A 12383-nucleotide genomic window follows, 5' to 3' on the forward strand; every position below is an offset into this window, starting at 1 on the left:
CATCAAGGACGTCCGGGGTCGCCTCCCGTCTGCTGACCGGTCCAGTGTCCTGACCTCTTCAAGGACTCCACCACCTCGGCCGGCATATAGGTCTCGTCGTGTTTGGCCAGAACTTCACTGGCAACAAAGGTTCCACCGGGATCAAGTCGCCCCTCGGTCACAACACCCTGCCCTTCCCGGAACAGGTCGGGCAGAATGCCCCTGTAGTGAACAGCAACATCGGCAACGCCGTCAGTCACAACAAAGCGAACCTGCTGCCCATCACGAACCAAGCTGCCTTCTTTAACCAGGCCACCCAGACGGAAACGAGGTATAGCAGATGTATCGCGGGTCTGCAGATCCATGGGGCTATAGAAGAAAACCAGGTTGTCACGCAGCGCTGCAAGGCCCAGCGCCGTTGCAAGGCCCAGCATCATCATGCCGGCCACAACCATATACAGACGCTGTTGCTTGCGTGTCATGCCGACCCCGGCTCTGTCAACCCGGCTCCCACATCTTTTCCGCCTTGTCCTGCATCAGGACCGGCATACGCCTGCCGCAAATGCTCCAGCATCCGGCGGCGCCGACGCAACCCGTACAGGCTTGATGCCAGGAGGGACAGCAGCACAAGGGCTGTCAGGGCATACGCAGGCCACACATAAACCCCGTATCCTCCCATATCGATGAAATGCTCCATGATCTCAGCTTCCGGTCATGCGCGATATATCCCCAGCCTCAGGGTTCTTATTCTGGCCTCGACAAAGGCAGACTTGATCCGGACCAGAAGCACCGTGACATAATATGCCTTGAACGCAAGCGCCATCAGCAAAAGCGGAACCAGCATCGAAGGATCAATGGCCGGCATGCCAAAACGGGTCACGCTGGCGGGCTGATGAAGGGTGTTCCACCAGTCAACACTGAACTTGATAACCGGCACATTGACAAAACCCACAAGGGCCAGGACCGCTGCAGCCCGCGAGGCTCGATCCGGGTTGTCAAAGGCCCCCTGCAAGGCCATATAGCCTGCGTACAGGAACAAAAGCACCAGCATGCTGGTCAGGCGGGCATCCCAGACCCACCATGTTCCCCACATGGGCTTTCCCCACAAGGCCCCGGTTACAAGACACAGGAACGTAAAGCAGGCCCCGACCGGTGCCGATGCCTGTGCAGTCAGGTCGGCCAGCGGATGCTTCCAGATCAGCGCCACAGCACTGGAAACAGCCATGACAGTATAGGCAAACAGCCCCATCCAGGCCGCAGGCACATGCACATACATAATGCGCACACTCTGCCCCTGTTGGTAGTCCGCCGGGGACAGAAACAGGGCCGCTGCAAGCCCGGCAGCAAAGGACAGGATGCAGACAGCCGCCGCCCACGGTACAATGCGATCGGCAAGGCGCAGGAAACGACTGGGGTTGGCAAACCGGTGCATCGGGTCTCCCACAAGGTTCTCCGGGGTCGTCCGGTATGGTGACCCCGCATGGCACCCGGCTTCTCCTGTGATCCGGGCAGTCCCATACATAACCGCCCGGCGACCATGTTTCCAGTACAACGGATGATCTTTTCCTCCGCATGTACTGTTACCACATGGGATACTTGGCGAAACCGGCACCATGATATACTGTGCGGCACCATGAGTACCCAAAACGCCCGTCTTGCCGCCCGGGTGGCGGATCTGGCCAATGCAACAGTGCTGTGCATCGGCGACGTCATGCTGGATCACTTTATTGCCGGGGCCGTTGACCGCATCTCGCCCGAGGCACCGATTCCTGTCCTGCGCGTGACCGGTGAAACGGTTATGCTGGGCGGGGCGGGCAATGTAGTTCGCAATCTGTCCGGCCTGGGAGCCAGGACCTGCTTTATTTCAGCCCTGGGCGATGACGCGCCGGGACGGGACATCACTTCTCAGCTTACAGCCCTGCGCGGAGTTGATTCATCCCTCCATGTCGAAGATGGTCGCACAACCGGGGTCAAGATTCGCTACAGCGCCGTGGGGCAGCAGCTCCTGCGCGTGGATAGGGAAACCGTTCACCCCGTCGGGGAGGCCTGTGCCCGCACCCTTGTTGACAGATGCCTGGCGGCCTTGCCGAACTGCGGGGCCGTTGTCCTGTCTGATTACGGCAAGGGCGTCCTTACCGAGGCTGTCATCAGACCCATTCTGGAAAAAGCCGCAGCCCTTGGCATTCCTGTTGTTGTTGACCCGAAAGGCCGCGATTACACGATCTATCACGGGGCAGCGGTGGTAACACCGAACCGCCGCGAACTGGCCGATGCCACCGGCATGCCGACAAGGACCGACAATGATATTGTCGCAGCCGCCCGCTTCCTCGCCGGACACTGTTCCATTCCCCACATTCTTGCTACCCGCAGCGAGGATGGCATGACCTTGGTTGATGCCAATGGCTCCGTCCTGCACCTGCCGGCACAGACGCGGGAAGTTTATGATGTCTCCGGGGCCGGGGACACGGTGGTCGCAACAGTTGCCGCAGCCTTGGCCTGCGGCCTGTCACTTCCTGAGGCTGCAGCCCTGGCCAATGTTGCCGCCGGCATTGTTGTCGGGAAGTCCGGTACAGCTGCAGTAACGGCGGCCGAGCTTGTTGATGCCCTGCATCACCGCGATATCGGGCATGCCGAGGCCCGTATTCTTGACCTTCCCCGCATTGCCGACTTGGTCCGGGGCTGGAAGCAGGCAGGGTTGAGAGTTGGCTTCACCAATGGTTGCTTTGACCTTCTGCATCCGGGGCACCTGTCCCTTCTGCGTCAGGCCCGAACCCGCTGTGACCGATTGGTCGTCGGCATGAACAGCGATGACTCCGTCAAACGCCTGAAGGGGGACGACAGGCCCATACAGGCCGAGTCTGCTCGTGCTGCTGTTCTGGCTACCCTGGAGCTGGTGGATGCCGTCGTCATTTTTGACGAAGACACACCGCTGAAAATCATTGAAACCCTGTTGCCCGATGTTCTGGTCAAGGGCGCGGACTACACCATCGAAACGGTTGTCGGGTCAAAGGTTGTTCTGGACGCGGGCGGCGAGGTTTTCCTGGCCACCCTGGAACCCGGACAATCCACGACACGCACCGTCAACCGCCTTCGGGAGAAGGCATAGGGGGATCATCTCCGGCAGTTGCTGCATCCTCCCCGACAGCGGGAACTTCGACCAAACGCTGCAGCGTTTCCGCCATGGCTGCGGAAGACCAGTCCGCTTCTCCCGCCAGCCGGGCCACCATCAGCCCCTGATGGTTGAAGAGGAAACTGACGGGAAGACCATGTACCTGCAAAGCTTTCGCAGCATGGTTCTTTGGATCCAGCCATAACACAAGATCCGACCATCCGTTTTTTTCCAGAAATGGCGCGGCAGCGCGCTCACCATTGATATCCTGGTTCAGGGCAATCACCCGTATGCCACCTTGTCTTCTGGTCTGCTCCAGATGCAGGAGAGAGGGCATTTCGCGCACACAGGGCGTGCACCACGTAGCCCAGAGGTTCAGCAGAACCGGCTGCCCCCGGAAATCATCCAGCGTATGCGCCCGGCCATCCGATCCATAAAACGTGAAATCCGGGGGGCGGCAGGGCGGCACCATTTCCATCAAGGTACCGGTCACCAGACCGTCCTTGCGTGACGGAAAAGGTGAACAGCCCGGAACTACGCCCATATCCTTCACTTCGGCCATGGCCTGTAATGGAAGCAAGGTCAGCATGAATACAATACCATGCACAAGGCTACGATACGGTTGGTCTCGCCAAAGCCACGATACGTTCATCCTGTCTGTCCTCACCCTGCCTGCTTCTGCTGATTGCTGGAATACCGTACAGCCCAGAAAGAGAAACACGCAACAGTCCACACGCTCTCTCTGGCATAGCGATTGAAACAATAGTATCCAGACGTGTCGACAGAGCCCGTGAACAGGGCCTGTATGTTACCGCCGGAGGACTGATCGATGATACGCCGTTACGATACTCTTCTGCGCCTGTGCTGGATTCTTGCTGTCCTTGGCATAGCCGGGGCAAGTCTTTCAGCGTGCGGCAAACGGGGTGCCCCCCTGGATCCAGATGGATCAACCTACAAGCACGGCTATCCACGCGAATAATTCCCTGACAACACAGAAACCGGCACGGGACCATGCACCATTTCCTTTACCGTAACGGCACACTGCACGCCGAAGATGTCCCCGTCAGCCGAATTATCGAGGCTGTCGGAACGCCGTGCTACATCTACGCGACGGAAACCCTGGTCCGACACTACAGCATCTTTGCAGAAGCCTTTCGTGGCCTGGATACCCGCATCCACTTTGCGGCCAAGGCCAACTCCAGCTTGGCTGTCCTGCGGACACTGGCACAACAGGGCTGCGGCGCTGATGTGGTGTCCGGGGGTGAACTCCAGCTGGCCCTGCAGGCCGGAATACCGGCAGAACGGATTGTATTCTCCGGGGTTGGTAAAACGGAATCAGAGCTGGAACTGGCGCTGAAGACCGGGGTCTATCAGATCAACGTTGAATCCCTGCCAGAGCTTGGAGCTCTCGATACTGTCGCCCGACACCTTGGTATACGGGCCCCTGTCGCCGTACGGGTCAACCCTGATATCGGAGCTGGCGGTCACGAGAAGATCACAACCGGAAACCGGGAGAATAAATTCGGCATTGAATGGAACATGGCAACACAGGTCTGCCATCATGCCGCATCGCTGCCCGGTGTTGATTTCAAGGGGCTGGCGGTCCATATCGGCAGCCAGATCACAGACCTTGCCCCCTTCCGGGCCGCGTTTTCCAGGATTGTTGCGCTGACCCGGACCCTTCGTGCCGAAGGAGTGGATGTCAGCCGCCTAGATCTTGGAGGAGGACTGGGAATCCCCTACAAGGATGCTGACACGGCACCTCCGCTGCCAGCTGATTATGCCTCCATGGTGCGGGATACCGTCTCGGAAACCGGATGTACCCTTCTTCTGGAGCCAGGACGGCTGATTGCCGGCAATGCCGGCATTCTGGTATCCCGGGTCGTGTATGTCAAAAACAGCCAGACCCGAACCTTTGTCATCCTGGATGCCGGCATGAATGATCTGATACGGCCAGCCATGTACGATGCAAGCCACACCATCATACCGCTTGCCGAACCGGAAGCAGGATCAGCAGGACAAACCTGTGATGTGGTTGGCCCCGTGTGCGAAAGCTCGGATGTTTTTGCCCGCAGCATCATGCTCCCCCCCCTGCAGGCTGGCGACAGGATTGCATTCCTGTCTGCGGGGGCCTATGGCGCGGTCATGGCAAGCCAGTACAACACCCGCCCCTTGGTGCCAGAGGTTCTGGTCAAGGGGGATCGCTTTGCCATCACCCGGCGGCGACCAACCTTGCAGGACATGACAGCCCTTGAATCCATGCCGGACTGGCTCTCCTCGTAACAGGACTATCCGCAACAATCAGCCCTGTCAGGGCCCGTCACCATCCAGCGACCGGGCTTCGTCAACCAGCATGATGGGAATGCCGTCCCGTATGGGATAGGCCAGTCCCGCCTTGTCGGATATAAGCTCCTGGGCATCAGAATCATAGCGCAGGGGCCCCCTGGACAGGGGGCAGACCAGTATCTCCAGAAGCTTTGGGTCAACCGTATGATGACTCTGGATCTTTTCCGTCATGAAGAAAACTCCGTCCTGCAAAGTACTTGAGGTCAGGAAAACAAAAGGGATGACAACTGCCGACGGGCCTGAACAGTCACCGGGTCAGCATGGCCAAATGCCTCGAACAGCTTGAGGAGCTGGTGCCGGGCCTGTTCATCATTCCAGCTCCGGTCCATGCGGATAATATCCAGCAAGGCGTTCGCCGCGTCCTGCCTCCGATCCGCAGCGACATAGGCCATGGCGAGATCATAACGGGCCTGGTGATCCCCGGGGCTTGCTGCAACGCGGGACTCCAGGTCATGCACCGCGCCCTCGCCACGACAGGCCTCCTCAGCCAACTCCAAGCGTGTCTGCGCAGCACGCATATCCGGAGATGACAGCATTGAATCCGGAACCTGCTCAAGGAAGGCACGCGCTTCCATAACACTCCCCAGTGCCAGACAACCAGTCACAATACCAGCCGCAGCGGCAGAACAAGATGGATCCTGTGCCAAAATTTGTTGATAAAGGGCCAATGCGGACTCAACATCCCCAGCCTCAGCCAGTGATTTTGCCTCCTCCAGAGCCATCTCCAGCGGGTTCTCGGCTCCGGAAAGACGCTTGATAAAAGCCTTGATCTGGCTTTCCGGTAAAGCCCCGACAAAACCATCCACAGGACGGCCATCACGAAAGGCATAAACAGCAGGAACAGACTGAATCCGGAACTGCGCAGCCAACGCACGGTTCTGGTCAATATTGACCTTGACCATACGCACGGCACCCTTTGCCTGATGAACAAGCTTCTCCAGCAACGGCCCCAATGTCTTGCACGGCTCACACCACGGAGCCCAGAAGTCAACAAGGACCGGGGCATGGAACGAAGCATCAATAACATCGGCGACAAAACGGGCAGCATCGGTATCCTTGACAAGAGAACCTGCTTCACCGGAGGTAGTCCGGGCTGCGGTATGACGCTGATCCTGTCCGTCAAAAATAATCGCCATGGCTGATAAAATCCTGCTGTCAACGTGAACCCATCGTATAGATGGACCGAAGTGATCCGGCTGACAAGGGCACAACCATACCTGTTGCCTGATTCCCGGAAGAAAAAATGATTATCAGCCCAAAAAGTTCTTGCACAAGCAACAGTGAACCCGCTATATAGCGCCTCCACCCGACAGGAGAACATCCTGTCCGCCGAGCGGGCGTAGCTCAGGGGTAGAGCACAACCTTGCCAAGGTTGGGGTCGAGGGTTCGAATCCCTTCGCCCGCTCCATTTTCAAAGAAAATAGTACGAATTTTTGCAGCCCATCCCAGCAGGGACCTCGATACGAGGCAGAGGGGCTGTGCACATGGCTTTGTCCAGAGGCACAGACAGCGGGACACAAAGCCCTCGTCACGATCCATACCGGAGAAGGCTGGAGCCGTTGCGGCGCAGCCAGTCGCGTTCGGCACGGCAGGGGCCAACCAAACTATCCACCACTGACCAGAACTGCCGGGAATGATTCATTTCCACCAGATGCGCAACCTCGTGCGCAACAACGTAGGTCAGCACCTTGTCTGGTGCCAGGATCAGGCGCCATGAAAAAGACAGATCCCCCGTAACCGAGCAACTTCCCCAGCGTGTACGGGTATCACGTACAGTCACCGACCGCACGCGCTGGCCCACACGCTCGGCCATGACACAGGCACGCGACCGGACCTCCCGAAGGGCATACTGGCGCAACCAGTCCCGAAGGCGGTTGGCAGGCGACACAACAGGACCAGTCACAATGATCCGTCCTTCCTCCAGAACAATGCCCCGCCGTCCTTCAGGGCGTATACACAGGGTCCGGGGAATTCCCAGTACCGGAATGACCTGCCCATCCGTAAAGGGGATAGAGGGGGAAACACAGCGCAATCTCTGCCGGATCCAGCTCACATGATCCGAAACAAAGCCCATAAGCTGGCGACGGGAGATCCGCGGGGGATGTGTTACCACAACAGTGGAATGATCCGGCTCAAGACGCAGGGTCAGATTGACCGCCCGAACCAAAGGGCGGAAACGAACAGCCAGCTTGTCCCCGTCCACATCAACAAAAACCTCCGGACATTGCAGGGCTGAAGCATGCCCCTTCAAAGACACATGCCCCATGCCCTACAGATCCGGCCAGTCAACGATATGATGCTCCAGGGGACCCGCCCGCCGCTCCGACACCACACGACCACGAACACTAACGCCGGCTTCGTGCACACTGTTGGGATCACCCGATACCAGTGGATGCCACCAAGGGAGATCTTTCCCTTCGTGTATCAGGCGATAGGCACAGGTGCGTGGCAACCAGGTATGGCGGCTGATGAACTGGGGAAACAGCTGAACGCAATCCGGCACAAAGTCAAAGCGTCGCTCGTAATTTGAACACCGGCACGACCCCGGATCAAGAAGGTGGCACGCCACGTTAGTGTTATGAATAGCCCCGGGCGTTCCGTCAGTGTCATCTTCATCTTGCAGCTTGTGCAAGCAACATTTGCCGCAACCGTCACACAGGGACTCCCACTCCTCGCGGGTCATCTTCTCTGGTGACTTGCTCTTCCAGAATGGCTTAGACCCAACAACAGGGGATACCGCATCACAGGACACGGCGGCGTGTCTGCTCTTTCTCTGCGAAACGGAAAAACTCTCGGACATGGGGCAAAATTTCCTCGCGCCAGCGGCGCCCGTTGAAAATACCGTAATGCCCCACTTTGAGAGCATAATGATGAAGGTGCAAGCGTTCCGGAATATTACAGCACAGATCGTGGGCAGCCTTGGTCTGGCCGGCACCGGTGATATCGTCCTTCTCACCCTCAACCGTCATCAGCGCTACATCGGTAATCGCCTCGGGCCGTACCGGACGCCCGGCAATAATCATCTGCCCCTGTGGCAGGGAATGCTTCTGGAAAACCTCGCGGATAGTCTCCAGATAAAACTCCGCCGGCAGATCCATGACGGACAGGTATTCATCATAAAACTCGCGGTGCTTTTCCGCAGAATCCCCGTCACCACGGATCAAGTGACCAAAATAGGTCGCATGGGCGTCCGCATGACGCTCCAGATTCATGGACAGGAAACCCGAAAGCTGGAGGAAGCCCGGATAAACCAAACGACCCCGACCAGGATAACCAGCAGGAACGGCGTGAACAACCTTTGTCTCGAACCAGCTGATCTCGCGGGTTAAGGCAAACTGGTTCACTTCTGTCGGGTTACACCGCGTATCAATAGGGCCCCCCATCATCACCATGGAAAGGGGACGATTGGGATCGTTGTCCTCGGCCATCAGCGACACAACGGCCAGCATGGGCACACTGGGCTGGCAAACCCCCATGGTATGAACCCCTGGCCCAAGATAGGCCAGAAAACGTCGCAGATAACTAACGTAGTCACTTAAGGTAAACGGCCCCTCGGACAGGGGGATATCACGGGCATTGATCCAGTCCGTAATGTAAATATCGTGATCGGGTAACATGGCTTCCACCGTGCCACGCAGCAAGGTGGCATAGTGACCGGACATCGGCGCGATAATCAGAACCTTGGGATCGTCTTTCCGTGCACAATCACGGGCAAAATGCAGCAAGTCACAGAACGGCAGGCGCATGACAACTTCCTCATGCACGGCCACCGTGCCGGCACAGTCGGTATGCGTTGTCAGCAAGCCAAACTCGGGCTTCAGGTACTGACGGGTCATCCGTTCAAAAAGATCCGCCCCGGCGACCAGGGATTTTGCAGCATGCGTATAGGAAAAGGGCAAGAGCGGGTTGGAGAACAGCACATGCACGGCTTGCGCCACCATACGCATCGGAGCCAGGGCGGCATGCTGCATTTCATGAATCTGGTAGAGTGGCATGTTGCAAACACCCTCTGTCGAAGCCGGCAACCCCGCCCCGTCCCTGAACAAAGAGAATCCAGATTCAGACGGGACACGATCCTGCAGTACAATCCCGGGCACAACGCCTGACCCGCAGGCCGCCCGGTAAAACTGCGTGGACCACCCAATGTTGGCCACTTGGGCCCCGGATGCAAGCATACAAAAGCACCGGAACAAGAGGGTAAAACAAAAAAAATGGCTGTATGCACCACATTCAGCCCGTCACGGCCGGTTCAGCAAGGCCCATCCCACAAGAACAGACACCTGCCCGAAAGAAAAGAAGGGCGGGAACCGGGATTATAGGCCTCTCGTCCATACAGACACATCGCAGGGCACGCCTTGTCCTGTCAGAGAAGACGGGCAAGGCCGGCTGCCATCTCCTCTGCCGACAGACCATGCGCGAACCACGTCACATAGCGCCCATCCGGCCCCATAAGCCAGGTCATGGCCGAGTGATCAACCAGATAATCATCCGCAGCCCGACCGGATTCCGGGGCCTTCCGATAATAAACCCTATAAGCTTTGGCAGCAGCAGCAACCTGCTCTTCTGTTCCTGTCAGCCCGATCATGGAAGGGTCAAATGCCTGAACATAGGCCCCCACCGCCTCGGGCGTGTCGCGCTGCGGATCAATACTGATAAACAGGGGCTGGACCTTTTCAGCCTTTGCAGACGGCAAAAGCCGCAACGCCTGGCTTATAGTCTGCAGCCCTGTCGGGCATACATCCGGGCAATAGGTATAGCCGAAATATACCAACATCCACCGGCCTTGAAAATCCTGATCCGTTACAGTCTTCCCCTGTCCGTCAACCAGGGTAAAAGGCCCGCCGGGAGATGGTGGAGAAGTCTCTGGCTGCAACAGCGTAAACCGCCCGACCAAAGCCAATACAACAGCGATCAGGACAACAGCCGCATAACGAACACCCTTCAATATACGCATTGCCCACTTCCCACAAAACACGCAAAATCAACCTTAAAAAGGAAGCTGAATACCCTCGCCGGAAAGAGAGCGAAAGGCCAGCCAGAACAGCACAACGGCATTCAGGATCATCAAGACAGGAGCCCAGATCCGCACAAGCTGCTTCCAGCGCATGCCCGCGCAATATCCGGCCAGACCTGTCATGAAAAGGCCCGGAACCGTTCCCATGGCAAATAGAAACATGCCAGCAGCACCTGCGATGGGGTCTGCTGTGGACAATACCGCAGCCAAAGCTGCATACAGCAGGCCACACGGCATAAATCCAAGAACAACCCCCAAGGCATAACCCCGCAACCCCTTCGGCGCCATAAACAGATGGTCCAGAATACCGGACAAAGACCCCACGACCAGAGCACCCGAAGAAGCCGGCACCAGAGACACACGCATCCGGGGCAAGGCCTGCCCAAGGAACAGAAAGCCTGCCACCATCAGAAGAGCAGCAGACACCCAACCCGGAACAGAAGCCGGAACCACATAGCCAGCCAGACCGGAACCGGCCGCACCCAATGCCGTATAGGTGGTCGCCCGCCCCAGATGATAGGGCAACAGCGCTGCACCAGTCAGACGGTGCCATTCGCGCATCTGCGATGCAGGGATCTGCTCCAGGCCTGAAGCAACCTGTGACAGGACAAAAGGCCCGCACATGCCAACGCAATGGGTCAGGCCACCCCCCAACCCTGCCATGAACAACCCGCCCATAAGGCCAGCATGACCGGAAATCACGGCCGAACAATGCGCAACACCACCGTACAGGACAGACAGGATATCAGGTCCGCTCACAACCACCTCCAACCCCGACTTGCTGTCATCGTCACGGCAACACAGGGTGTTGTGTCGCACAGCCTGTATCCGGCATCAACCCCCAAGAAATCGCCACATTCCTTGACAAAACCTTGTACAGGATGCATGCCCGGAGCCTGCAAGAACCACTTCTGTGGAGAGTCCCCGAAACATGTTTCGTCGTCCTGTCATGACCGGAATACACGCTGTGCTTACCATGGCCCTGATGCTCTGCCTGCTAACTGCGCCTGTTCATGCTGAACGGTCGGCAAGCGAGAAAGCGATTCAAAAATGGCACGAGCGACAGGAGGAAGATCGCTGGCTACGGACAACCGATCCTAGGAGCAACGGGTTGCGACTTGGCACCACGGGAACAGAAAGCTACACCCCAAGCCCTAGCATACCTCGGGAAAGCATGTTTGAGAGAGCGATCAGAGAAAAGGAACAACAACGGGAACAGGAATTCCAGAAAGAATATCAAGAATACGTTGAACGGGAACGGGACTATCGGGAACAACTGAAAAAGGAGAGCCAGATAGACGACACGCGTCCCCTCTCTGGCTACACACCCTCTTGGCCACCACAGGGCCTGCCGCCTGATCCGGGAGCATGGGGGCCCCAAGAGAATGAATTCCCAGGATCTTTACGGAACGAGAGTGCCCTCCCTCTTCAGATAGCCGACATAGACCTGCCACTGGAAGCGCCCATTATTGGCGTCATGGTGTCCAGAAACTGGCCCGAGATGAAGCGGATGTTTCTTGGAGGAACCAGCCCGGATACCCTGAGCCGCAACAGGGAGCCTCTGATCGTGCTGGCAACGCGTCGGGATCTGGATGCTGCGGTCGACCTTCTCCTCACGCACAAGGCCCGGATCAATGCGACCGACTCCTTTGGCAACACAGCCCTGATGTGGGCCGCAGACCAAGGCAACCTGACCCTTGCCAAGAAACTGCTTGATGCCGGCGCTAACCCTGACCTGCAAAATCGCCAGGGGATGAGTGCATTGATGCGGGCTGCACGCCGTGGGAACGCCCCCGTTGTCGAGTTTCTCCTGACAAGAGGGGTCGATACAGGCATGACAGACTACACCGGCCGTGATGCCTTGGACATGGCCCGGGAAAGCGGCAATACTCGTACCCTCCGTGCCTTGGAAGGTGCATCCTGACCCGGCCCCGG

The 12383-nt window shown here is 57.9% G+C and carries 15 protein-coding genes and 1 tRNA gene; 5 read left to right on the plus strand and 11 right to left on the minus strand.

Annotated elements, in window-relative coordinates; all coding sequences use genetic code 11:
- Positions 1-2: 2 nt before the first annotated feature.
- The 3 genes from ccmE to HEQ60_RS04290 are packed head-to-tail and all read right to left on the minus strand — an operon-like array spanning position 3 to position 1411.
- The gene (ccmE, locus tag HEQ60_RS04280) at positions 3-461 is read right to left on the minus strand and encodes a cytochrome c maturation protein CcmE (protein WP_168069848.1); all 459 of its coding nucleotides are present in this window, start codon (positions 459-461) and stop codon (positions 3-5) included.
- Positions 458-676, minus strand: a complete 219-nt coding sequence (gene ccmD / locus HEQ60_RS04285) for a heme exporter protein CcmD (RefSeq protein ID WP_209315408.1) — start codon at positions 674-676, stop codon at positions 458-460. The genes ccmE and ccmD overlap by 4 nt, the downstream gene beginning before the upstream one ends.
- Before the next feature lie 15 nt (positions 677-691).
- Complete coding sequence (locus HEQ60_RS04290) at positions 692-1411, minus strand: heme ABC transporter permease (RefSeq protein ID WP_168070083.1); 720 nt, start codon at positions 1409-1411, stop codon at positions 692-694.
- A gap of 201 nt (positions 1412-1612) precedes the next feature.
- Here HEQ60_RS04290 and rfaE1 point away from each other — a divergent pair, with 201 nt between their 5' ends.
- Positions 1613-3085 (plus strand): D-glycero-beta-D-manno-heptose-7-phosphate kinase, encoded by a 1473-nt coding sequence (rfaE1, locus tag HEQ60_RS04295; protein WP_168069851.1) that lies wholly within the window; start codon positions 1613-1615, stop codon positions 3083-3085.
- Here rfaE1 and HEQ60_RS04300 read toward each other — a convergent pair.
- A complete protein-coding gene (locus HEQ60_RS04300; protein ID WP_168069854.1) occupies positions 3060-3740 on the minus strand; it encodes a TlpA family protein disulfide reductase in 681 nt (226 codons plus the stop codon). The genes rfaE1 and HEQ60_RS04300 overlap by 26 nt on opposite strands.
- 177 nt (positions 3741-3917) lie before the next feature.
- Between HEQ60_RS04300 and HEQ60_RS04305 the strand changes: the two genes are divergently transcribed.
- A complete protein-coding gene (locus HEQ60_RS04305) occupies positions 3918-4067 on the plus strand; it encodes a hypothetical protein (RefSeq protein ID WP_168069859.1) in 150 nt (49 codons plus the stop codon).
- Positions 4068-4099: 32 nt separating this feature from the next.
- Positions 4100-5371, plus strand: coding sequence for a diaminopimelate decarboxylase (gene lysA / locus HEQ60_RS04310; protein WP_168069863.1), 1272 nt, complete (start codon positions 4100-4102; stop codon positions 5369-5371).
- 27 nt (positions 5372-5398) lie between these two features.
- Here the strand turns inward: lysA and HEQ60_RS04315 are convergent, their stop codons facing one another.
- Together HEQ60_RS04315 and trxA are read right to left on the minus strand one after the other, a co-directional pair.
- Positions 5399-5605, minus strand: coding sequence for a Trm112 family protein (locus HEQ60_RS04315; protein WP_168069867.1), 207 nt, complete (start codon positions 5603-5605; stop codon positions 5399-5401).
- Between the two features lie 32 nt (positions 5606-5637).
- A complete protein-coding gene (gene trxA / locus HEQ60_RS04320) occupies positions 5638-6570 on the minus strand; it encodes a thioredoxin (RefSeq protein ID WP_168069870.1) in 933 nt (310 codons plus the stop codon).
- 197 nt (positions 6571-6767) lie between these two features.
- Here trxA and HEQ60_RS04325 point away from each other — a divergent pair.
- A tRNA-Gly gene (locus HEQ60_RS04325) sits at positions 6768-6842 on the plus strand.
- Between the two features lie 120 nt (positions 6843-6962).
- On the opposite strand, the gene HEQ60_RS04330 is transcribed toward HEQ60_RS04325, so the two are convergent.
- From HEQ60_RS04330 to HEQ60_RS04350, 5 genes are all read right to left on the minus strand, one after another.
- Complete coding sequence (locus tag HEQ60_RS04330; protein WP_168069873.1) at positions 6963-7700, minus strand: M48 family metallopeptidase; 738 nt, start codon at positions 7698-7700, stop codon at positions 6963-6965.
- Between the two features lie 3 nt (positions 7701-7703).
- Positions 7704-8186, minus strand: coding sequence for a YcgN family cysteine cluster protein (locus HEQ60_RS04335; protein WP_322099287.1), 483 nt, complete (start codon positions 8184-8186; stop codon positions 7704-7706).
- Positions 8176-9429: a polyhydroxyalkanoate depolymerase gene (locus HEQ60_RS04340; protein ID WP_168070085.1), complete on the minus strand. Its 1254-nt coding sequence runs from the start codon at positions 9427-9429 to the stop codon at positions 8176-8178. The genes HEQ60_RS04335 and HEQ60_RS04340 overlap by 11 nt, the downstream gene beginning before the upstream one ends.
- Before the next feature lie 368 nt (positions 9430-9797).
- Entirely contained in the window at positions 9798-10388 is a 591-nt protein-coding gene (locus HEQ60_RS04345; protein ID WP_168069878.1) for an SCO family protein, read from the minus strand.
- 33 nt (positions 10389-10421) lie between these two features.
- Positions 10422-11207 carry a sulfite exporter TauE/SafE family protein gene (locus HEQ60_RS04350; RefSeq protein ID WP_322099289.1) on the minus strand — a complete coding sequence of 262 codons (786 nt, stop codon included), beginning with the start codon at positions 11205-11207 and terminating at the stop codon, positions 10422-10424.
- Positions 11208-11379: 172 nt separating this feature from the next.
- On the opposite strand from HEQ60_RS04350, the gene HEQ60_RS04355 reads away from it, so the two are divergent.
- Positions 11380-12372: an ankyrin repeat domain-containing protein gene (locus HEQ60_RS04355; protein ID WP_168069880.1), complete on the plus strand. Its 993-nt coding sequence runs from the start codon at positions 11380-11382 to the stop codon at positions 12370-12372.
- Positions 12373-12383 lie beyond the last annotated feature (11 nt).

It is taken from the genome of Haematospirillum sp. H1815 (assembly GCF_012102705.1).
Taxonomy (GTDB): domain Bacteria; phylum Pseudomonadota; class Alphaproteobacteria; order Rhodospirillales; family Rhodospirillaceae; genus Haematospirillum.